The organism is Microtetraspora sp. NBRC 13810 (assembly GCF_030268685.1).
Taxonomy (GTDB): domain Bacteria; phylum Actinomycetota; class Actinomycetes; order Streptosporangiales; family Streptosporangiaceae; genus BSRQ01.
Genome location: NZ_BSRQ01000031.1, coordinates 1 through 21,250, shown reverse-complemented (window position 1 = coordinate 21,250; position 21,250 = coordinate 1). Strand labels below are relative to the sequence as shown.

23 protein-coding genes and 1 pseudogene are annotated in these 21,250 nt (G+C 71.5%); 15 read left to right on the top strand and 9 right to left on the bottom strand.

Features of this window, described 5'->3' with window-relative positions; genetic code table 11:
* The first annotated feature begins 8 nt into the window (after positions 1-8).
* The 9 genes from QSK26_RS38825 (at position 9) to QSK26_RS38785 (ending at position 9,052) form a co-directional block, all read left to right on the top strand.
* Positions 9-944: a glycosylasparaginase gene (locus QSK26_RS38825; protein WP_285780361.1), complete on the top strand. Its 936-nt coding sequence runs from the start codon at positions 9-11 to the stop codon at positions 942-944.
* The gene (locus tag QSK26_RS38820) at positions 941-1,765 is read left to right on the top strand and encodes a M55 family metallopeptidase (protein ID WP_285780360.1); all 825 of its coding nucleotides are present in this window, start codon (positions 941-943) and stop codon (positions 1,763-1,765) included. The genes QSK26_RS38825 and QSK26_RS38820 overlap by 4 nt, the downstream gene beginning before the upstream one ends.
* Positions 1,762-2,460: an SDR family NAD(P)-dependent oxidoreductase gene (locus tag QSK26_RS38815; RefSeq protein ID WP_285780359.1), complete on the top strand. Its 699-nt coding sequence runs from the start codon at positions 1,762-1,764 to the stop codon at positions 2,458-2,460. The genes QSK26_RS38820 and QSK26_RS38815 overlap by 4 nt, the downstream gene beginning before the upstream one ends.
* A 44-nt stretch (positions 2,461-2,504) precedes the next feature.
* The gene (locus QSK26_RS38810; RefSeq protein WP_285780358.1) at positions 2,505-3,356 is read left to right on the top strand and encodes an alpha/beta fold hydrolase; all 852 of its coding nucleotides are present in this window, start codon (positions 2,505-2,507) and stop codon (positions 3,354-3,356) included.
* A 263-nt stretch (positions 3,357-3,619) separates the two neighbouring features.
* A complete protein-coding gene (locus QSK26_RS38805) occupies positions 3,620-5,191 on the top strand; it encodes an ABC transporter substrate-binding protein (RefSeq protein ID WP_285780357.1) in 1,572 nt (523 codons plus the stop codon).
* Positions 5,192-5,221: 30 nt separating this feature from the next.
* Positions 5,222-6,163 (top strand): ABC transporter permease, encoded by a 942-nt coding sequence (locus QSK26_RS38800; RefSeq protein WP_285780356.1) that lies wholly within the window; start codon positions 5,222-5,224, stop codon positions 6,161-6,163.
* Positions 6,160-7,035, top strand: a complete 876-nt coding sequence (locus QSK26_RS38795; protein WP_285780355.1) for an ABC transporter permease — start codon at positions 6,160-6,162, stop codon at positions 7,033-7,035. The genes QSK26_RS38800 and QSK26_RS38795 overlap by 4 nt, the downstream gene beginning before the upstream one ends.
* Entirely contained in the window at positions 7,032-8,048 is a 1,017-nt protein-coding gene (locus QSK26_RS38790) for an ABC transporter ATP-binding protein (protein WP_285780354.1), read from the top strand. Before QSK26_RS38795 ends, QSK26_RS38790 begins: the two co-directional genes overlap by 4 nt.
* Entirely contained in the window at positions 8,048-9,052 is a 1,005-nt protein-coding gene (locus tag QSK26_RS38785; protein WP_285780353.1) for an oligopeptide/dipeptide ABC transporter ATP-binding protein, read from the top strand. The genes QSK26_RS38790 and QSK26_RS38785 overlap by 1 nt, the downstream gene beginning before the upstream one ends.
* A gap of 55 nt (positions 9,053-9,107) precedes the next feature.
* Here QSK26_RS38785 and QSK26_RS38780 read toward each other — a convergent pair whose 3' ends face one another.
* The 3 genes from QSK26_RS38780 to QSK26_RS38770 all read right to left on the bottom strand — a co-directional run bounded on the left by QSK26_RS38780 (position 9,108) and on the right by QSK26_RS38770 (position 11,851).
* Complete coding sequence (locus tag QSK26_RS38780) at positions 9,108-10,169, bottom strand: HTTM domain-containing protein (protein ID WP_285780352.1); 1,062 nt, start codon at positions 10,167-10,169, stop codon at positions 9,108-9,110.
* A complete protein-coding gene (locus QSK26_RS38775) occupies positions 10,166-11,083 on the bottom strand; it encodes a DUF5819 family protein (protein WP_285780351.1) in 918 nt (305 codons plus the stop codon). The genes QSK26_RS38780 and QSK26_RS38775 overlap by 4 nt, the downstream gene beginning before the upstream one ends.
* A gap of 156 nt (positions 11,084-11,239) precedes the next feature.
* Entirely contained in the window at positions 11,240-11,851 is a 612-nt protein-coding gene (locus tag QSK26_RS38770; RefSeq protein WP_285780350.1) for a class I SAM-dependent methyltransferase, read from the bottom strand.
* Between the two features lie 166 nt (positions 11,852-12,017).
* Between QSK26_RS38770 and QSK26_RS38765 the strand changes: the two genes are divergently transcribed.
* Complete coding sequence (locus QSK26_RS38765; RefSeq protein WP_285780349.1) at positions 12,018-12,569, top strand: ArsR/SmtB family transcription factor; 552 nt, start codon at positions 12,018-12,020, stop codon at positions 12,567-12,569.
* Positions 12,570-12,572: 3 nt separating this feature from the next.
* On the opposite strand, the gene QSK26_RS38760 is transcribed toward QSK26_RS38765, so the two are convergent.
* The 3 genes from QSK26_RS38760 to QSK26_RS38750 are packed head-to-tail and all read right to left on the bottom strand — an operon-like array spanning position 12,573 to position 15,438.
* Entirely contained in the window at positions 12,573-13,262 is a 690-nt protein-coding gene (locus tag QSK26_RS38760) for a leucine-rich repeat domain-containing protein (RefSeq protein WP_285780348.1), read from the bottom strand.
* A 24-nt stretch (positions 13,263-13,286) separates the two neighbouring features.
* A complete protein-coding gene (locus tag QSK26_RS38755; protein ID WP_285780347.1) occupies positions 13,287-14,114 on the bottom strand; it encodes a PhzF family phenazine biosynthesis protein in 828 nt (275 codons plus the stop codon).
* A 58-nt stretch (positions 14,115-14,172) separates the two neighbouring features.
* Entirely contained in the window at positions 14,173-15,438 is a 1,266-nt protein-coding gene (locus tag QSK26_RS38750) for a hypothetical protein (protein WP_285780346.1), read from the bottom strand.
* 344 nt (positions 15,439-15,782) lie between these two features.
* Between QSK26_RS38750 and QSK26_RS38745 the strand changes: the two genes are divergently transcribed.
* The 3 genes from QSK26_RS38745 (at position 15,783) to QSK26_RS38735 (ending at position 17,420) form a co-directional block, all read left to right on the top strand.
* Entirely contained in the window at positions 15,783-16,031 is a 249-nt protein-coding gene (locus QSK26_RS38745) for a hypothetical protein (protein WP_285780345.1), read from the top strand.
* A 5-nt stretch (positions 16,032-16,036) separates the two neighbouring features.
* Positions 16,037-16,222: a hypothetical protein gene (locus QSK26_RS38740; protein WP_285780344.1), complete on the top strand. Its 186-nt coding sequence runs from the start codon at positions 16,037-16,039 to the stop codon at positions 16,220-16,222.
* Between the two features lie 127 nt (positions 16,223-16,349).
* Positions 16,350-17,420, top strand: coding sequence for a threonine aldolase family protein (locus QSK26_RS38735; RefSeq protein WP_285780343.1), 1,071 nt, complete (start codon positions 16,350-16,352; stop codon positions 17,418-17,420).
* 58 nt (positions 17,421-17,478) lie between these two features.
* Here QSK26_RS38735 and QSK26_RS38730 read toward each other — a convergent pair whose 3' ends face one another.
* Positions 17,479-17,772, bottom strand: a complete 294-nt coding sequence (locus tag QSK26_RS38730; RefSeq protein ID WP_285780342.1) for a hypothetical protein — start codon at positions 17,770-17,772, stop codon at positions 17,479-17,481.
* A 266-nt stretch (positions 17,773-18,038) separates the two neighbouring features.
* Between QSK26_RS38730 and QSK26_RS38725 the strand changes: the two genes are divergently transcribed.
* On the top strand, positions 18,039-18,791 hold the full coding sequence (locus tag QSK26_RS38725; protein WP_285780341.1) for a hypothetical protein: 753 nt from the start codon (positions 18,039-18,041) through the stop codon (positions 18,789-18,791).
* Positions 18,792-18,805: 14 nt separating this feature from the next.
* Positions 18,806-19,453 (top strand): class F sortase, encoded by a 648-nt coding sequence (locus QSK26_RS38720; protein WP_285780340.1) that lies wholly within the window; start codon positions 18,806-18,808, stop codon positions 19,451-19,453.
* A 9-nt stretch (positions 19,454-19,462) separates the two neighbouring features.
* On the opposite strand, the gene QSK26_RS38715 is transcribed toward QSK26_RS38720, so the two are convergent.
* Entirely contained in the window at positions 19,463-20,833 is a 1,371-nt protein-coding gene (locus QSK26_RS38715) for a hypothetical protein (protein WP_285780339.1), read from the bottom strand.
* A 113-nt stretch (positions 20,834-20,946) separates the two neighbouring features.
* Positions 20,947-21,250 (bottom strand): annotated as a pseudogene (locus QSK26_RS38710) (phospholipid carrier-dependent glycosyltransferase); the annotation flags it as partial.

The window sequence follows — 21,250 nt, the reverse complement described above, 5'->3', positions numbered from 1 at the left end:
CACCAGTCATGATCGGCAGTGAGCGCAGCGAGGTCGGGCTGCCGGCGGGGGTCGAGATCCTCGCCCGCGGCGGCAGCGCCATCGACGCGGTGGAGGCCGCGATGCGGGTCTGCGAGGACAACACCGCCGACCACTACGTCGGCACCGGCGGGCTGCCCAACGCCCGCGGCGAGGTCGAGCTGGACGCGTCACTGATGATCGGCTCCTCCCGCGCCTTCGGCGCCGTGGCCGGCCTGCGCGGCTACCCCAACCCGATCTCGGTGGCCAGGGCCGTCCTCGACCGGCTGCCGCAGCACGGCCTGCTGGTCGGCGAGGGCGCCGCCACCTTCGCCGCCGAGTGCGGCTTCGGCACCGCCGAGCTGCTCACCCCCGAGGCCGAGAAGATGTGGCGGGAGACGCTGCTCCAGGCCGGCGAGGAGTCGGTGGAGGGCGAGAACACCGCCGCCCAGGACGGCGACCTGCTCTACCGGCGCGCCGCGCTGGAACTGGTCCGCCGGATGGCCCCGCACGACGGGCCGTGGGGCACCATCAACATCATCGCCCTGGACGCGCACGGCGAGATGTGCGTCGGGGTCAGCACCAGCGGCTACCCGTGGAAGTACCCCGGCCGGGTGGGCGACTCGGCGATCCCCGGCGCCGGCAACTACTGCGACCTGCGGGCCGGCGGCGCCGCCTGCACCGGGCGCGGCGAGCTGTCCATGCGCGCCGGCACCGCCCGCCGGGTCGTCGACCTCCTCGGCGCGGGCGAGGACCCGGCCGCGGCCTGCCGGGCGGCACTCGCCGACGCCGCCATCCTGCCCGACGAGTACCGCGCCGAGCTGCGGGTGCTCGCGCTCACCCCGGACGGCAGGCACGGCGGCGCCGCCTCCCAGCCCGGCGCGAGGTACGCCGTCATGAGACCCGGCGACACCGAACCGGCGATGCTCGACAGGAGTGTGCTGTGAAGGTCTTCATCTCCAGCGACATGGAAGGCACGACCGGCGTCGTCGACTGGTCCCAGTGCAGCGGCCCGAGCCCGGAGTACGAGTACTACCGGGGCCTGCTCCAGGCCGAGGTGAACGCCGCGATCGACGGCGCCGCCGCCGCGGGCGCGACGGAGTTCCTGGTCAACGACTCCCACTCGACCATGCAGAACCTGCGGCCCGACCAGTTGCACGGCGAGGCGGCTTACCTGTCCGGGCGGCACAAGCCGCGCTACATGATGGAGGGGCTGGACTCCTCCTTCGACGCGATCTTCTACGTCTCCTACCACGGTTCGATGAGCTCGGCGTCCTCCGCGTTGTCGCACACGTACAACCCGAGGGCGATCTCCGACGTCTGGCTCAACGGCACGATCGCCGGCGAGTCCGGCATCAACGCCCTCGTCGCGCTGGGGCACGGGGTGCCGGTGGTGCTGATCACCGGGGACCGGACCACCGGCGAGGAGGCGGAGCCGTTCTGCCCGGGGATCGAGACGGTCGTGGTGAAGGAGTCGGTGAGCCGGTTCGCCGCGGCCTCGCCGCACCCGGTGCGGGCCCGTCAGCTGATCCACGACGGGGCGCGCCGGGCACTGGAGCGGCTGGGCGACTTCAGGCCGCCCGCGATCGAGCTGCCCGCCACCCTGAAGGTGCGGTTCCGCAACGGCGACATCGCGGAGATGGCCGCCATGCTGCGCGGCGTGCGGCGGGTGGACGAGAAGACCGTGACCATCACCGACGACGACCCGCTGCGGCTCTACCAGACGTTCGTCGTCGCGGTGCTGCTGACCAGGGGCATCGCGGAATGAGTGAGCTGGCGGGGAAGACGGCGCTGGTCACCGGCACGGCGCAGGGCATCGGCTCGGCGATCGCCGACACCCTGGAGCGGCTCGGCGCGGCCGTGCACCGCGTCGACCGGGACACGGCGGATGTGACGGACGCCGCCCAGGTGGCGGCGCTGGTCGACCGGATCGGTCCGGTCCACGTGCTGGTGAACAACGCCGGCGGGGTGGTCGGCCAGGTCCACCGTCCCCTGGAGGAGGTGTCCGAGGAGGACTGGCGGGCCGTCGTCGACGCCAACCTGACCAGTACCTTCCTGTGCACCCGGGCGGTGGTGCCGGGCATGAAGGCGGCCGGCGGCGGGCGCATCGTGAACATCTCCTCCGGCGCCGGGCGCAGCTTCAGCCTCACCGGCATCCAGGCGTACGCCGGCGCCAAGGCCGGACAGATCGGCTTCACCCGGCAGATGGCGCACGAGCTGGGCCGGTTCGGCATCACGGTGAACTGCATCGCGCCGGGCTTCGTCCGCTCCAACCCGACCACCGAGAAGCAGTGGCGGAGCTACGGCGAGGAAGGGCAGCGCGCGCTCGTCGAGGGCATCGCGCTGCGCCGGCTCGGCACCGCCCAGGACATCGCCAACGGCGTCAAGTTCTTCGCCTCGGCCGACGCCTCCTGGATCACCGGCCAGGTCATCTCCATCGACGGCGGGCACTCCCTCTTCTGAGGCGGCGACCTGCGAACTCCACCGCGTGAAAGGCGGGTGTACACGTGATCGTCGAGATCAACGGTGCCGACCTCAACGTCGAGGTCCTGGGCGAGGCGGGCCGGCCGGTCCTCATCGCGCACCACGGCGGCGGCGGGATCGGCTCACTGGCCGAGCCGAAGGCCACTTTCGGCCCGCTCGCCGACCTGTTCCGGGTGGTCGTCTTCGACGCCCGCGGCTGCGGCCTGAGCGAGGGCGTCCCGCCGTACTCGCACGAGCAGTGGGCCGCGGACGTGGACGGCCTGCGGGAGTGGATCGGCGCGGAGCAGGTCGTCGTCGCCGGCGGCTCCTACGGCGGCTTCATCGCCATGGAGTACGCCATCGCCTACCCGGACCGGGTCAGGGCGATGATCCTGCGGGACACCTCCCCGGACGGCTCCAGCCTGGAGCTGGCCTTCGAGAACGCCCGCAACCAGACCAGGGTCGAGATCGACTGGGACAACTTCCATCGGTACTGGAGCGGCAACATCCGCGACGACGCCGACCTGAAGGCGTGCTGGGCCGAGCTGATCCCGCTCTACGACTACGAGTACGACCCGGTTCAGGCGGCGGCCAGGGTGGAGGCCGGGATCTACCGGCACGAGGCGCACAACTGGTGCTTCCAGTACAACGAGCCGAACTACGACGTGAAGCCGGCCCTGCCGGGCGTGCGGTGCCCGACGCTGGTGACGGTGGGCCGGACCGACTGGGTCACCCCGGTCTCCTGCTCCGAGACCATCGCCTCGCTCGTCCCCGGCGCGAAGCTCGTCGTCTTCGAGAAGTCCGGGCATTCGCCGCAGATCGAGGAATTCGATCTTTTCCAGCGGACCATGCGCGACTTCCTGGCCGAGGCACTGCCCGAGCTGAAGGTCACCTGAACGATTGCTGCCAATTTGGCATGACTGATAATAGTTATTATCAACGTCCGGAAATAGGACCGTAACGGCCAGGTAGCCTGACCGGCACATCGAGTTCATACCGTCAGGCCCGTCGGTAGCCGCCGTTCGGCGGCAGGGCCGGCCCTTATCGCGGGTTCCGCGCTGATTGACCATGTCCCCTGGGGGTCAAAAACATGCCCAATTCCGATCAGAATGACAGCCGGGTGCCCGGTCCCGTCCACGCTCAGCTCTCCCGTTACCGCATGAGCCGCCGCCACGCGCTGGGCCTGTTCGGGGCGGTGGGCGTGAGCGGCCTGCTCGCCGCCTGCGGAGGCGGCGGCGACGGGACCGACACCGCCGCAGGTGGCGGCGGGGGCGGCGGGAAGCGGGTCGGCGGCGACCTGAAGATCGTCCGCAGCCAGGACGCGGTTTCCATGAACAACACGATGGTGTTCAGCAACGCGTCGATCTGGGTGTTCCAGCAGATCTTCGAAACGCTCTATACCAACGCCCCGGACGGCAAGAGCGTCAAGCCGTGGCTCGCCGAGAGTTACACGACCTCGGACGACAAGCTCACCTGGACGTTCAAACTGCGTTCCGGAGTGCTGTTCAGCAACGGTCAACCGGTCACCGCCGAAGATGTCAAATTCTCCCTTGACAAAGCCGGTTCGACCAAAGGCGGATGGGAGTTCATCAACAGCGCGATCGACAAGGTCACCGCGCCGGACGCGTCCACCGTCGTCATCACCACGAAGTACCCGTGGGCGCCGCTGCTGGCCGACCTGGCCTGCCCGAACAACGGCATCGTGCCGAAGAACTACGGCGGCAGGTCGGCCGACGACTTCTACAACGCGCCGGTCGGCACCGGCCCGTTCATGTGGGGAAGCTGGTCCAAGGGCAGCTCGCTGACGCTGAAGAAGAACCCGCACTACTGGCAGCAGGGCAAGCCCGCGGTGGACAGCGTGACCTGGCAGGTCGTGCCGGACGACAACACCAGGAACCTCATGGTGCAGGGCGGCCAGGCCGACATCAACGAGAACCCGCCGTTCTCCACGCTGGACCAGCTCCGCTCCTCCGGCACCGTCAAGGTGGACGTGTTCCCCTCCACGCGCACCGACTACGTGATGATGAACAACACGAAGAAGCCCTACGACGACATCCACGTCCGGCGCGCGATCAGCTACGCGATCGACCGGAACGCACTGGTCAAGTCGGTGCTCTTCGGCAACGGCAAGGCGGCCAACTCGGTCTTCATGCCGACCGTCCCCTACTACGACGCGAACACCCCCGGCCTCCAGTTCGACATGGCCAAGGCGAAGGCGGAACTCGCCCAGTCGTCGGTGCCGAACGGTTTCACCACCACCTACCTCGCCTCCTCCGGCGACTCCACGGACGCCGCCATCGCGCAGATCATGCAGGCGTCCCTCAAGCAGCTCGGCATCACGATGAACATCCAGAACACCGACCCGAGCGCCGTGCACGACCTGCAGACGAAGCTGAACTTCGAGATCACCCACAGCTACTGGACGATGGACATCGCCGACCCCGACGAGCTCGCCCAGTACGCCCTGGACCCGACGACCGGCGGCCACTCCTTCAACACCGGGTACGACGACAAGGCGACCATCGACCTGGTGCACAAGGCGCAGAAGACCTTCGACACCACGGCCCGCCAGCAGCTCTACAGCGAGATCCAGACGAAGGCCGCGGAGTCCGCGTACATGGCGTTCCTCTACTACCAGCCGTTCCCCTATGCCACGCGGAGCGGGGTGGCAGGCTTCCAGGTGCTGCCGACCGGCAGCTACCACCTTGAGAACGTCTACTTCACCGCCTGACCCGGCCTCGCGACATCGAAGGAGGCAGATATGGGGTTCGTCCTCTACATCGGCCGCCGCCTGCTCGCCGCCGTTCCGGTACTGTTCGGCACCACGTTGATCGTGTTCTTCATGATCCACCTGGTGCCGGGCGATCCGGCGGTGACACTGCTCGGCACCCACGCGACGCCGCAGGCGGTGGCGGCGCTGCACGCCCAGATGGGCCTGGACCAGCCGGTCTGGCGCCAGTACCTGGACTTCCTCGGCCGGTTGCTGCACGGTGACCTGGGCCATTCGTTCTTCTACCAGTCCAGTGTGACCAGCCTGATCCTGGGCCGGATCAGCGCCACGCTGTGGCTGATCCTGGCCGGGGCGATCTTCGCCGTGCTGGTCAGCGTGCCGCTGGCCGTGTGGGCGGCGAGCCGCCGCGGCGGACTCGCGGACCACGTGATCAGGACCGTCCCGCTGCTCGGGCTGGGCATGCCCGCCTTCTGGCTGGGAATCATGCTGATCCTGCTCTTCGCCCTCAAACTCGGCCTCTTCCCGGTCTCCGGGTACGGCACGACCTTCGCCCAGCACGTGCAGGGGATCATCCTGCCGGGACTGACGGTGGCGCTGGCGCTCACCCCGATCCTGGTACGCAGCCTGCGCACCAGCATGATCAACGTACTGGGCAGCGACTACATCACCACCGCGCGGGCCAAGGGGATCGGCGCGGGCCGGACGATCGCCGGGCACGCGCTGCGCAACGCGGCGGTCTCCTCGGTGACCGTGCTCGGCGTCAACATCGCCTACCTGGTCGGCTCGACCCTGGTCGTGGAGCGGGTCTTCTCGCTGCCCGGGGTCGGCACCCAGATGATCGACGCGATTTTCAACCGGGACTTCCCGGTGGTCCAGGGGGTGACGATGTTCTTCGCGGTCATGGTGGTCGCGGTCAACCTGCTCACCGACGTGGCGCACGCCGGCCTGGACCCCCGGGTGAGGCTGTCGTGAAGGCGCTGACCCTGCCCGGCCGTTCGGTGCCGGCCGCCGGGACGACGCCCCGGCCGCGCCGCCGGTCCCGCCGGTTCAACGGGCCGCTGCTGGCCGGGCTGATCCTCTTCGGGCTGCTCGTGCTCGCCGCGATCTGTGCCCCGCTGATCACCAAGGCGGACCCGACCGCCCAGGACCTCACCCAGGCGCTGCTGCCGCCGGGATCGCGCGGCCACCTCCTCGGCACCGACCGGTTCGGCCGCGACACGCTGGCCCGACTGCTCTACGGCGCCCGCATCGACCTGCGGGTGGGCGTGCTCGCGGTGGTCTCGCCGTTCCTCATCGGCACCGTGCTCGGGCTGGTCAGCGGCTGGTTCGGCGGCTGGTTCGACACGCTGGTGATGCGGATCGTGGACATGGTCGTGGCGTTCCCGTTCTTCGTCCTGGTGATCGCGCTGGTCTTCGCGCTCGGCCCCGGCACGGGCAGCATCTACCTCGCGATCACGCTGGTCGGCTGGGTGGCCTACGCCCGGATCGTGCGCGGCGAGGTGCTCGTGGCCAAGAACCAGGAGTACGCCCTCGCGGCGCGGGCCAGCGGCCTGCCCACCTGGCGGATCCTGCTGCGGCACCTGCTGCCCAACGTGGTCCTCCAGGCGATCGTCTTCTCGATGAGCGACATCGTGCTGTCCATCCTCGCCATCGTGACCTTGGGATACCTCGGCCTGGGCGTGCCGCCGCCCACGCCGGACTGGGGATCCATGATCCAGGACGGCCAGCAGTTCATGCTGACCCACTGGTACCTGGCCGCACTGCCCGGCTTCGCCGTCGTGATCACCGGTCTGGCGCTCGCGCTGATCGGCGACGGCCTGGTGGAACGGATGAACCTGCGATGAGCCCACTGCTGGAGGTCGAGGACCTGCACGTGGAGATCCCGCTGCCGCACGGCACGCTGCACGCCGTGCGCGGGGTATCGCTGACCGCCGACGCGGGGGAGGCTGTCGGGTTGGTCGGCGAGTCCGGTTCGGGCAAGAGCCTGACGTTGCGCGCCCTGCTCGGCCTGCTCCCGCAGCCGGCCCGGATCAGCTCGGGCCGGATCGTGCTCGACGGCGTCGACGTCACCGCGCTGCCCGCCAGGGAACGCCGCCGCCGGCTCACCGGCGCCATGGGCATGGTCTTCCAGGACTCGCTGACCGCGCTCAACCCGGTGATGCGGGTCGGCGCGCAGATCGCCGAGGCGCCCCGGCGCAAGCTCGGCATGTCCGCCGCGCAGGCGAAGGCGCGGGCCGTCGAACTGATGGAGCGCGTCGGCATCCCGGACCCGGAACGCCGCTACCGCGCCTACCCGCACGAGCTGTCCGGCGGCATGCGGCAGCGGATCTGCATCGCGATCGCGCTGTCCGGCCGCCCCCGGCTCATCCTCGCCGACGAGCCGACCACCGCCCTGGACGTCACCATCCAGGCCCAGGTGCTCGGCGTCGTGGAGAGCCTGCGCCGGGCCGAGGGCGTCGGCCTGATCCTGGTCAGCCACGACCTGGCGGTGGTCAGCGAGACCTGCCGGCGGATCTACGTCATGTACGCGGGCCGCGTCGTGGAGAGCGGCCCCATCCTCGACGTGCTCAGCGCGCCCCGGCACCCGTACAGCTTCGCGCTGCTGCGGTCGGTGCCCGATCCGGACGCGCCGGTGCACCGGCTGCTGACCATCCCGGGGCAGCCGCCCGACCTGATGGAGACGGCGGCGGGGTGCTCGTTCGCGCCCCGGTGCCTGTTCGCGGCCGACGCCTGCCGCGAACAGGATCCGCCGCTGGTGGCGCTGCCGGGCGACCGGGCCACCGCGTGCCTGCGTCACGAGGAGGCCGATCGATGGAGCGACCTGGTGGCCGGGCTCGCCACGGTGGAGGAGGTGTGATGAGCGAGGTTCTCGCCGTCGAGGGCCTGGTCCAGCAGTTCGAGGGCCGGTACGGCCTCGCCGACCGGATCGCCCGCCGCCCCCGGCCCGCCCTCCGTGCCGTGGACGGCGTGGACCTGGTGCTGCGCGAGGGGGAGACGCTCGGCCTGGTGGGCGAGTCCGGCTGCGGCAAGTCGACGCTGAGCCGCTGCGTCGTCGGCCTCTACCGGCCCACCGCCGGCGTCGTACGGCTGGCCGGTGAACCGATCGCCGGCACCCCCACCCGCGCCCAGCGGCGTTTCGTGCAGATGGTCTTCCAGGATCCCTACAGCTCGCTGAACCCCCGGATGACCGTCGGCCAGATCCTCGGCGAGCTGCTCCGCTACCACCGGATCGTGCCGCGCGACCAGGTCGCGAAGCGCAGCAGGGAACTGCTGGACCTGGTCGGCCTGCCGTACCGGGCGCTGGGGCAGACGCCTCGGCAGTTCTCCGGCGGGCAGCGGCAGCGGATCGGGATCGCCCGGGCGCTCGCGCTGGAGCCCAAGGTGCTGATCGCCGACGAGCCGGTGTCCGCACTGGACGTCTCCGTCCAGGCGAACATCATCAACCTGCTGCTCGACCTCAAGCAGACCCTCGGGCTGTCCATGATCTTCGTGTCGCACAACATCGCCGTGGTGCGCCAGGTGAGCGACCGCACCGCGGTCATGTACCGCGGGCGGATCATCGAGACCGGCCCGACCGAGCAGGTCTTCCTCGAACCGTCGCACCCCTACACCCGGCTGCTCCTCGGCTCCGTGCCCCGGCTCGTCACGCACGTGGCCGCCGGCGGCGCGGCCACCGCCATCCCGGCGGAGCCGGTGCCCCCGGCGGCCCTGCCCACCGCCACCGCCGAGGTGGGCGGCTGCCGCTACCGGGACCGCTGCCCGGTCGCGCTGCCCGCCTGCGCCACCGAGCCCGGCCTGCGCCTGATCAGCGACGACGGCGAGGAAGGCCACCTCGCCGCCTGCCAGCACGTGCCGGGCTGACCGGTCACCGGGCCCGCGCCGGGCCGGTCGCTCCCAGCTCGCTCTCCCGTCGCTCTCACGTCACCGATCCGGTCCACTCCGGCTCGGCGGCGCCGTGTCCGTTCCGCTCCGGCCGTACCGGGCCGGGGGCGGGCGGCGCGGCCCGCCGGGACCGGACGGCGGCGGTGACGAGCCCGGCGACGCGGGCGTACGTCGAGTCGCGCACGAAGAGCAGATCCGTGACGATCATGATGAAGGACATGAACGGCAGGCCCATCAGCACGCCCACCCCCACGTGCATGCCCATCACCGCGACCAGCCCGAGCCTGCGCGTCACCGTGTTGAGCATCAGCGCGGGGAACAGCAACTGGACGAACACCGCCAGATAGCCGGACGTGACGACGAGGAACTCGTGGTCGTAGAACAGCCGGCTGAGCGCGGGGAACGGCTGGAACTCCGCGATCCGCAGCGCGTAGTAGAGGGCGGTGCCGTCCTGCCAGCGCTCGCCCTGCACCTTGAGCATCCCGGCGGTCACGTAGACCAGGCACATCTGCGCCAGCGTGGCGAGCACGGCGGTGTTGTGCAGCACGGTGAGGACGCGCCAGCGCAACCGCCCGCGGTCCTCCTCCCGGCCGGCCCTGCGCCGCGCGTCCACCGACCAGCGGGCGGACAGGTCGGCGAAACAGAGGTAGATCAGCACGAGTTGCATGAGGGTGTCGCCGCCGTCGACCAGCAACGGGTTCCGCTCGTGCCAGGACCACAGCAGCACCAGCAGCACCGGCGTCACCCACCGGGTCCGCCAGCCCGCCGCGAACACCGCCGCGGCCACGATCGTCGCGTGGTACAGCACCTCGAACCACAGCCCGGACGACAGGAGCGCGTAGAGCGAGAACGAGCCCCGGTCGGCCAGCGTCCCGGTGAACAGGTCGCCGGTCCACGGCGACTCCGGCCCCCACAGGAGCCTGCGGTCACCGTAGTTGACCAGCAGGATGCCGATCAGCGCCAGGCCGTAGCCGATCCGGAGTACGGCCAGCCCGTACAGCCCGTACCGCCGCCCGGTCGCCCGGTCCAGAAGATCCCCGGCCCGCCGGCCCATCCGGGCGGCCACCGCACGGGGTGCCAGAGTTTCCGCGCTCACTGGTACCGCTCCTTCCACAGGCGGACCGAGTCCGCGGAGACGCTCACCGGGGGTGCCCAGTCCAGGTCACTTCGGCTGACCTGGTCGGGCCGGCCGCTGTTCCGCTGCGCGAAGTCCGGGAAGACGTGGCCGGCGAACCTGATCTGGACCGCGGACACGCCGTCCCCCCATTCGGCGCGGGCGGCGAGCGTGGCCAGCGTGTGCGCGTAGCGCATCGTGCGCGCCACGAAGGGGTCCGCCGCGGGGTCCGCCCCGGGGTCCGCCGCGGGGGCCGCCGTTTGGCCGCCCTCGAATCCGCCGGGTTCCTGCCCGGGCGGCATCCCGGCCCCGGGTGATCCGTTCGCGGGTGCTTCGTTCGCGGGTGCTTCGTTCGCGGGCATTTCGGCGGGGGCCTGGAAGCCGGTCGGTTCGCCGGTCTCCTGTCCGCCCTGTCCGCCCTGTCCGCCCTGTCCGCTCTGTCCGGCCTGTCCGGTGGCCGGGTTGATCCCGGCGCCGAGCAGCATCTGCGAGGCGCCGCCCACCACCCGGAACAGCCGGCGCGGGAACACGTGACCTTCGACCTTCGCCACCGCGGGGCCGGTGATGTCGAGCCAGGAGGTCTCCCGCTCCGCGGCCGTGCCGGTGCGGACCTTGGCCCTGACCAGGATCCGTGGGTTGAAGACGGCCGGGTCGGGGGCGAAGAGGTGCCAGTCCTGCGCGAAATAGGGCTGCATGTAACTGTCGACGAGCGCGCTGTGGCGCTCGTACAAGGGGTTCGGCGGTGCGATGTAGAAGAACGTCATAAGAAAGTGGCAGAACAATGCCGCCGAGCACGCGATGACGGTGGCGACCAGCGCCCACCGCTTCCCTTTCGGAAATCCACCGTGCGCCGCCGGGGGCGCCCCCGGACGGTGCTGTCCGTCAACGTTGTCCATTCCCGAGCCTCGCTTCTACTCCATCAAAGCCCTCCTGATCTCAGCTACATCTCCGCCACCACAGGCCATCATGTCCACATTTAACGCTTTTTTCCCATTTGCATCCCCATTCCTGCGCGCTCTCGTGACCGCCGTGCACGGCGGGTGCCGAGGAGGTCAGACACGGGGGCGGCGGCAGACGTAGCTGCGGGATGGGGGGATGTTGCGCCAGATGGTGCTGGTGGTGAGGACTTCGTCGAAGGTGGTGGTGAGGTGGTGGCGGAAGCGGCGGGCGTTGGTGGTGAGGGGTCGGGCGTGGAGTCCGACGACGGTGCTGAAGGCGGCGCCGGGGGCGAGGGTTTGTGCGATTTGTTGGAGGATTGTGGTTTGTTGTGGGGTGGGGATCATGGACCAGGGGAGGGTGCTGACGATGGCGTCGGCTTGGTGGGTGCCGGTGGTGGTGAGGAGTTGGGTGAGGTGGGTGGCGTTGCCGTGGATGACTTCGAGCCAGGGGTGGGTGTGGTGGAGGTGGTTGATCATGTGGGGGTCGATTTCGATGGCGATGTGGCGGGAGCCGGGGGTGAGGCGGGTGTGGATGGCGGTGCTGACGGCTCCGGTGCCGGGTCCGAGTTCGATGACGGTGACGGGGTGTGTGCTGGGGACGATGGCGGCCAGTGTGCGGGCCATGGTGGGGAGGGTGGGGGCGATGGCTCCGGTGATGGACAGGTGTCGCGCGGCGCCGGACAGGAACATCTGGTAATCGGCGGCGGCGGTCGAAGGCGGCGTCATGGGGATCCTCCGTGGGGTGGGTTGGCGGACCCAGACTTGCAGAGGAAATTCTGCAGAACAATCTCTGCAGGAGGATCTCAGGGGTGAACTCAGGGGCGTCTAAGGGCTGGTCCGGGCGTTGCAGAACTTCCTCTGCAAAGCGTCTCCGCGGGCTAGACTGGGCCGCATGGCCCCCCGCGCCGTCGACACCGCAGCCCTGAAAGCCCTCGGACACCCCCTTCGGCAGCGCATCCTCCGCCACCTCGCCCGCGAGGGCCCTGCCAACTCCACCGCCCTCGGCAAGGCCCTCGACGAGAGCACCGGAACGCTCAGCTACCACCTGCGGCTCCTCCAGCGCGCGGGCTTCGTCGAAGAGGTGCCCGAGCGCGCCACCGGCCGGGAGCGCTGGTGGCGCGGCGTCCCCACCGACCTGCGCTGGCCGGCCGGGGACGACGTGCCCGAGGAGCAGCGCCCGGTGCTCGACGAGATCATCAGGACCAAGGCCGCCGAGGACCTCGACCTCTTCCACCGGTTCGCCGACGCGGCCCGGCGGCACCCCGCCTGGACGAAGGGATCGCGCGGACTCCTGCACCTCACCGAAGAGGGCATGGACCGGTTCTTCGAGGACTACATCGAGCTCCTCCGGCGGCACGGCCACCGGCCCGAGGACGCCCCGCCCGGATCCCGCCCGGTCTTCGTCCGCTTCTTCACGATCCCGGCCGACCTCGCCGAGGACTAGCCCCTACAGGAGCACGGCGCAGCCGCGTGCGCGCAGCGTGTCGATCCAGGCCGGGATCCGGTCCGGCTTCGTCCAGCGCAGGTCCAGTTTCTCCAGCCTCGGCAGGGTCGCCAGCGCGTCGGGCAGCTCGCGCAGCCTCGCGGCCCGCAGGTCCAGGTGGGCGAGGCGGGACAACCGGCCGATCGTCTCGGGCAGGCGGTCCAGCGGGTTGTTGCGCAGGTCGAGGTGGCGCAGGTCGGCCAGGTCGCCGATCTCCGGGGGAAGCCCGGTGAGACGGTTGTTCATGGCGTGCAGCTCGCGCAGCCCGGACAGCCGGCCGATCGAGCCGGGCAGCCGGTCGAGCCGGTTGTCGTACACGCGCAGCTCGCGCAGCGCCGTCATGTCGCCGAGGGACGCGGGGAGCGTGCTCAACCGGTTGCCGGCCAGGTTGAGGTAGTCGAGGCGGGCCAGGCGGCCCAGGGACGCCGGTACCGACGTCAGCCCGTTGTCGCTGAGATAGAGGTAGTCGCTGAGCGAGACGAGGTCGCCGATCCGCGACGGCACCTCGCGCAGCCGGTTGTGGTCGAGGTCGATCCGCCGCAACCCGGTCAGCCCGCCGATCCCCTCCGGCAGTACCGAGATCCCCCTCCCCGCCGCGGCCATCTCGACCGCGACCCCGCCCTCGAACCGCCACACCTCATCAGAAAGCTCCACCCCGCTCGCTCCCCGTGATCCGCGTCAAAGCTCGACTTCTCCGCTGACGCAGGTGACGGTGTCGCCGCCGATCCAGATGTCCTTCTCGTCCGCGGTGACGTGTACCCGGCCGGCGCGGCCGAGGGCGGTGCCCTGGGTGGCCAGGTAGGGAGCGGTGGCGCGGCCGGTGCGCAGCAGCCACTGGGCCACGGACGCGTTGAGGCTGCCCGTCACCGGGTCCTCGCGCATGGCCCCCGCCACCGGGAAGAACGCCCTGACCTCGAACGCGGCGGGCGACCCCGCCGGATGCGGCCCGACCACGCCCACCTTCTCGTCGAGGTACCCGGGCGTGAGCGCGAGCACGGCGTCGGCGTCGGCGAGCTGGACCGCGATCCAGCCCGGCCCGTTGTCGGCCCACTCGATGTCCACGATGTCCGCCCTGCCGACCCCGAGGGACTCGGCCACCTGGCCGGCCAGCTCGTCGTCCACCGGCCCGGACCGCAGCAGCGGCGGCGCGGCGAACGCCAGCCCGGTGCCGACCCGCCGTACCGGCACCAGCCCGGCACCGCACTCCTGCACGATCACCTCCGGCCGCTTCGGCGTGCCGCCCGCCTCCAGCCAGGCGTGGCAGGTGCCCAGCGTGGGGTGCCCGGCGAACGGGAGCTCCTGCGCCGGGGTGAAGATCCGTACCAGGTAGTCGGCGTCGTCGCTGGTCGGCGGCAGCACGAAGGTGGTCTCGGAGAGGTTCGTCCACTGCGCGAAGCGCTGCATGTCCCCCTCGCTCACCCCCTCCCCGTCGAGCACCACGGCGAGAGCGTTTCCGAAGTACGGCTTGCTGGTGAAAACGTCTACTTGTCGGAATCGGCGACCCATGGGGACGAGTGTGCCAGATCGGACTTCCCCGCTCGGCCCCCTCCGGCGGGCGGACGGGTCACCGGGAGAACCAGCTCCGCAGGTCCGGGTCCAGTTCGGGATGGCCGGAGGCGCGGGGCCTCGGCTGGGGGGCGGGCGGCCAGTCCCGCCACCAGGTCGGCGGGGGCGGGGTCAGGTCGGTCACCGTGGAGGGCCAGTGCAGATCGACGTCGTCGGGGAGGGGGGCGCCGAGCGGCGGGGGGTAGTCGTCCGGGAACCTGAGCGCGCCGACCTCCAGGGTGGGGCGGTGATGGGTGCGCCAGTAGGCCACATCAGGGCCGTCGTCCCGGGCCTCTTCGCCTGTCTCTTCGCCTGTCTCGTCGCGGGAGTGCTTCCCGCGCCGCTGGTCGGCGGGTTCCGGCGGGTCGGCGGGTTCCGCCTCGGCGTTCGCCAGCCCGTGGAACAGGGCGGCCATGCTGACCTTTCCATCGGCCTCGTACGCGCACCCGTAGCGGCAGGCGATCGTCGCGGCGGCGGATCTGCGGTCGGCCGCCTGGAAGAGGAGCAGGGCGTCGGGATTGCGCGCTTCGTAGGCGCGTTCGAGCCACTGCAGGCTCTCGTGGGACCAGCCGTTCAGCAGGGTGATCAGGAAGAGCTGGAGGCACGCGTCGCCGTCGCCGTCCTGGGCCCAGCGGAACAGCCGTGCCCCGGTCCTGCCGTGCGCCTCCAGATAGCACTGGGCGGCCTGGGCCAGCGACAGCTCGTCATCCTGCGCGGCGGCGGCGAGGGCGGGAGCGAGGTCGCCGTGCTCGACGCCGGGCGGACGCTCCTCGGCGCGGGGCTCACCGCCGAAACAGGGGTGTCCGGCGGGGGCGGACGAGGGCCGCTCGCCCGGAGAGGGGGCAGGCGGCCGTTCGCCGGGATACGGGTCTTCGACGAGCGCGGGACGGTGCCCGGCGGCCGGGACGGGGACAGGCACGGGGACGGTGGGGGCGGTGTCCCCGGGGCGGGGGTTCGCGGGGTGCGGGGTGGTGTCCTGGGCGGAGCGCCAGTGGGCGAACCATCGCTGGGTGTCCACGTGGACGTCGAGCTGGTTCTGGGTCGCCGCGTCCTTGCAGGCGGCGAGGTAGGACACGACCCAGGCCCAGGCGGGGAGGTTCGCCCGCTTGCCGTGCAGGATCTCGTTCGTGGTGCTCGGGACGAGTTCCCTGCGGGTGCCCTCGCCCGGGAATCCGCGCTTGGACAGCAGGTGCAGCTGAGTGAACGTCGGGCAGCCGGCCCGCTCCCTCAGCTGGTTGAGCTGGGCAACAAAGGCGTCATGAGCAACGCGGTGTTTGTCAGCCATCGCCCTTGCCGGTCGTGATCATGAATCGACGGACTGTAACGGCAGCATGCTCCCACCAATTGAGGGCAATCCGGGGCCGATCACCTATTCGACATCGTCCGATGTGATTCACCGCCCACCCCACCGGACAGAACCGAGGCTCTCCGAAGAACCCAGAAGAATCCCGAACGATCCCGAACGGCTCAGGACGGACCCGAACCCCACCGGTCACCGGAGTCACATCCCATCGGCGGAGCCGCCATCTCGTTCGAGGCCGTTCGGAGGCGTTGGAGGCGATGGCCCGCCCGCCGCCGAGCCGCCATCGTCGTCTCGACCCACCGGACCGACGAAGGGGAAACTCCCCGATGCAGTGCTTCGCCGAGGCCCCCCAGCCGATGGCCGCCACCTGTCAGGACGCCTCGCCTCCGCCCCTCACCTGGCCGGACCCGTGCGCCGAGCAGGTGGCGGGGATGCTGGTCGTGATCTGGGCGCTGCGCTCGGAACGGATCCCGCTGATGCCGCCCTACGACCAGTACAGCGCCGAGCAACTCGTCGACTTCTGGGCCGACGAGACGACCGCCACCGGCCACCCCCTTCCAGCGCACCGAGGATGACGCCGATGTTCACCCTGCCCGCCCTGCTCACCCTCGTGGCCGCCGCGCTGGCCGCCGCCGTCACCTGCGCCCTGGCGCTGGCGGCCGGCGCCGTGTGGCCCACCGCCCTGCTCAGCGCCGGAGCGGCCGGCGGCGCCACCCTGGGCCTGCTGTGCCAGCTCCTCAAGGATCGCCACCAGGGCAACGACTGACCGGGACCCGCCCACAGCCAGCCCGCGTCGTGCGCGGTGCGGATTGCCTCGATCTTGTTGCGGCCAGCACGCCGGGAAGCGGGCGGCAGTGAGGAATTCATGGTTCGCCCCGATATATGGTGCGCTCATGCGCCCTTCCCACCAGGTTCGCCGATCCTTCTACCTGCACGCCGCGCAGCATCGGATGCCCGTCGACGTGCTGCGTCGGATGCTCGACCGGCTGGACCCGGACACCCCGCCGGACGGTCCCGACGGGCCGGTCGCGCTGCTGGAGCGGCGGGTGGCGGAGCTGCTGGGCAAGGAGACCGCGCTGTTGTTCCCCACCGGGACGATGGCGCAGCAGGTCGCGCTGCGGGTGCACGCCGAGCGGCGCGGGCGGCCGGCGTTCGCCGCCCATCCGCAGTGCCACCTCGACGTGGCGGAGATGCGCGGGTACGGCGCGGTGCACGGGTTGCGGTTCCATCCCGCGGGCGACCGCAACGAGCTGATGACCGGCTCGGATCTCGCCAGGGTCGGCGAGCCGCTGGCCGCCGTGCTGTGGGAGCTGCCGCAGCGCGATCTCGGCGGCCTGCTGCCGGAGTGGGACGACCTGCGTGAGCAGGTCGAGGCCGTACGCGCGAGCGGTGTGGCGGCGCACATGGACGGCGCCCGGCTGTGGGAGGCCCAGACGTACTACGAGCGGCCCCTGGCCGAGATCGCCGGGCTGTTCGACACCGTCTACGTCTCCCTCTACAAGGGACTGCAGGGGGTCAGGGGCGCCGTCCTCGCCGCCGACGAGGACACGATGGCGCAGGCGGCGGTCTGGCGGCACCGGCTCGGCGGGGCGATCACCGACGCGTGGCCGCTGGCGCTGGCGGCGCTGGCGGGGCTGGACGACCTGCTGCCCCGGATGCCGGCCTTCCGCGAGCACGCCATCGCCATCGCGGCGGCGATCAACGCCGACGGCGTCGCCCGCGCCCAGCCCGACCCGCCGCAGACCCCGATGTTCCACATCCACCTGCCGGCCCCGAAGGCGCGGGTCGAGCGGGCGCAGCTCGCCATGGTCGCCGACCACGGCACCCGCCTCTTCTCGGCGTTGCGCACGGCCCCCGGCGGATACGGCTGCTCCTTCGAGGTCAGCGTGGGACGGCACACCCTGGACTTCGCCCCGGACGAGGTCGTCAAGCTGCTGCACGACCTGCTCGACCGGGCCCGCTGACGCCGCCCGGCCGGAGCAGCCCCCTGCCGCTCCGTTGCGGCAGGGGGCGTGCTGTCCGTCAGCGGATGTAGACGCTCTGTCCGATGGAGAAGGTCTTGATCTCGTTGGGATAGACGAAGTCGATGATCACGCCGGTGCAGCCCGGGGCGTCGTAGACCGCGGCGACCCCGTCGGTCCAGTTGCGGACGTGGAGCGGCCACCACCCCCGGGTTCCGTAGCAGCCGCTTGGGTTGACGTAGGTGGTCGGACCGATGACCAGCTCCCCGTAGGCCGCGTGCGCGGAGTTGGGGACGGCGAGGGCGAGCATCCCTGCCGCGGCGAGAGTGCCGAGCGCGGTGGCGGTGCGTCGCATCGGGTGCCTCCTGTGCGCTGAGTGGGGCCGCCCTGTTGCGGCCCCGAACCGCAAACTCAGGGTAATCGATCGGCAACACAACGTCATGAGTTCCTGTATAGAGGCTCAACCGGGCGTAGCTGGAGACGGTGAGAGGTGCGTGGGGAACGCGCTCGGCTCGCCGGTCACTCCGGCCATGGGAGAAGGCGTGTTGATCTTTGGGGGTGCCGTGAAGGTGTTCCGGGAACGGATCACACCATTGATTACATTTCTCCGAAGGGACCAACGTGCAGGCGTTTCATGGGACGGCCGGGGTGGTCGTGGTCGCCGGCGCGATCCTGCTGTCCTCGGCGGTCGCGTCAGGCCACGGAAGCCGTGCCGAGGTCAGCACCCGGTCGGTGGCGGCGGGCCGGGGCCTCGACCCCGGCCACGGGCCCGAAGAGATACGGATCAGCCCGGCATCGGTGCGGCCGGGAGGCGTCTTCGACGTCGCCCTGGACTGCCGCGACGCCACCAACGCCTTCGTGACCTCCAAGGCGTTCGGCCGGGTCGGCTTCAACGGCAGGGACAGCGTCGAGATCACCGCGCCCGCGGCGCCCGGCCGCTACCTGCTGCGCGGCGGATGCGGGGGCGGGGAGCCGAGGCGCGGCGCCTGGCTCACCGTCGGGGACGGCGCGGGTGACCGCTCCGGGGACCCGGACGACCGGTTCGGCGAGAGCTGGCTGGGCCGCCTGTTCGAGGGGCTCGGCGGCCGGGACGGGTTCGACGGCGGCCACGACCGGGGCGGGCGCGGCTGGTCCGCCGAGGAGCAGTACGACGGTGGCGGTTTCGCCGAGGACGGCTGGTTCGCCCACCGGGACGGCGGCTGGGACGAGGACGGGCCGTGGCCGAGCGGCGGGGTCGCCACCGGCGACGGGGTGACGGCGATGCGCGCCGTCAGCCCGGCGGCCAGCGCGGGCATCGGCGTCGCGGTGGTCGGCGTCATCGCGGGCGCGGTGGCGTTCCTGCGCCTGCGCCGCAGGAACGCCCGCCGGGCCTAGCGGGGGAGCCGACGGTGCCGACCCTCGCGGAAGTCGTGCTCAAGGCCGCCGGGCTGCTCTTCATGGCCGCCGGCGTGGCGGTCGCCGTGGACGCGTACGTCAACCGCCACTACGACCCGCCCCCCGCGCCGCCGGCCGGGCCGCTGCCCGCCGCGCACGACCGCGCCGTCCCCGCCAGAGCGGTGATGCGCAGGTCGGTCCCGGTACGGGTGGAGATCCCGGCGATCGCCGTACGGGCGCCCGTCCAGTCGGTCGGCACCCGGTGGGACGGCTCGCTCGCCGTGCCGTCCACGCACGACGCGCACGTCACCGGCTGGTACGACCGGGGAGCCTCGCCCGGCGAACGCGGCCCGGCGGTGCTGCTCGGCCACGTGGACGGGGACTCGGGACCGGCGGTGTTCCACCGGCTGGGCGACCTGCGGCACGGCGACCGGGTACGGGTGACCCGGGCCGACGGCAGCGTGGCCGTCTTCACCGTGCGCGGCGTGCGCGCCTACGCCAAGGCGGCCTTCCCCGCCCGCGAGGTCTACGGCCCCACCAGGGCGCCCGCCCTGCGCCTGGTCACCTGCGGCGGGCGCTATGACCGGTCCCAGGGCGAATACCTCGACAACGTCGTCGCGTTCGCCGACTTCCACCGGTCCGTGCCCGGCGGGGACGCCTGACCCGGCCGGTCAGCCGCGGGGCCGGGTGATCACCCCCAGGCTCACGTACTTCCTCGGGCGCAGGGCGTGCGCGCGCAGCGCCGCGAGGGCGGCGGCCCGGCCGTTGGCGGTCAGCCGGATCGACGGCTCCTCCGCGTCGAGCTCCATGACCGGCCCGAGGCCGAAGGCGGTGAGCCGCCGGAGCAGGCCGGTAAGCGGCACGTCCAGCTCGTCGCCGCGGGCGGTCGCGGTGGCCGGGGCGGTTGCGGAGCGCCAGCCCTCGCCGGTGACCACCTCGGCGACCCGCTCGCGCAGCCCGGTCACCGTCACGGTGGCCCCGTCGGCGAGGATGAGCAGCGCGGCCTCCCGCGCGGACACCTCGAAGTCCCGTTCGCCCTCGGCCGGGGCGAGCAGCGCCGCCGCGACCGCGTCCCACATCCGGCCGGGGTCGCCCATCAGCTCGGTCCCCTCGGCCGTGAGCAGCAGCCTGCGCCCCGTACGGCGCAGCGCCCCCATCTCACCCGTGGCCGCCTCCCGCAGCGCGCTCAGCGGCGGCACGTCCGCCTCCCCGCGCGGCGACCCGCCGGCGGCCCAGCCGAACGCCTGGGCCGCCTCCACGCTCAACGCGCGGGACAGGTTGTGCCTGCGGGTGAGGGTCAGCCCGCCCGGCTCGGCCGCCCGGTCGAGCAGCCAGCGCAGCGGCGCGAGGTGTTCCCCGGGCGGCAGCGGCACCGGCGCGTGCAGCCGCACCTCGAACGGCTGGGCCAGCTCCCTGCGGGCCGCGCCGCGGCCGAGCACCCAGCGGTTCAGCCGCTCGCCGTGCACGCGGTGCAGCCAGTTGTCGCCGCCCAGCTCGGCCCGCGGCTCGGTGAGCCAGCGCCGGGTCAGCGCCTCCCGGTGGGCCTTCCACGACGGCGACCCGACCTCCAGCGCGCCGGAGACGATGGCCAGCTCCAGCGCGGCCGAGCAGGCCAGGTGGGCGCCCAGCTCCTCGGGGCCCATGATGGAGCTCCACCGCAGGTCGGCCACGTCGGGGGGCAGCACGCCGGTGGCGTCGAGGGCCGCCCGGTAGGCGGCGATCCCGGCCTCCTCGCCCGACCGGGCGTAGGCGTGCAGGATGTTGGCCGTCGTGTGCGAACGGCACATGGCCGCGTACCTGTCCAGGCCGCCGAGTGTGAGCAGGCGGCTGAGGGCCGCGGCGACGGCCTTGTGGGCTCGCTCGTCACCACTGACCTTGATCGGCAGTGTGTACCAGAGGAACTCGCACACGTCGAGCTGGGTGACGGTCTCCAGGGGCTCGCCGCCGGTGAGCCACTCGACCGCGGTCCTGGCGTCTTCGACGTAGTCGGGCTCGGAACGCTCCAGCTCAGCCAGGAGCGCCGCCACGTCCGGTGCAGGCATGCCTCGAAGTCTGCCGTATCTGGCCCAGCCCTGACGATGACCGAAACCGGTGCGTATTGGGTCTTGCACGCCGCCCAGCCTAGGGAATCTGTGGTAAGCAGGTCGTTTTCAGCTCAGATCCAGCCCTTCTTGAACAGCATCCTGTCGTACCACTCCTGGTAAGGGATGATCTCAGCCGTGAACACCGGGTAGAGATACCAGAAATTGATCAGGGCGAGCAGGGCCAGCGCGCCCGCGGCGGAGGCGCCGAGCACGCGTCGCCGCGGCGAGGCCGTCACCGGCCCGATGACCAGCCCGGCGGCGAGCACGATGGCCAGCACCATGAACGGCACGAGCGGCGCCATGTAGAAGAGGAACATCGTCCGGTTGTCGGCGAAGGCGTAGTAGAACCACGGCACCCAGCCGGCGGCGTAGGCC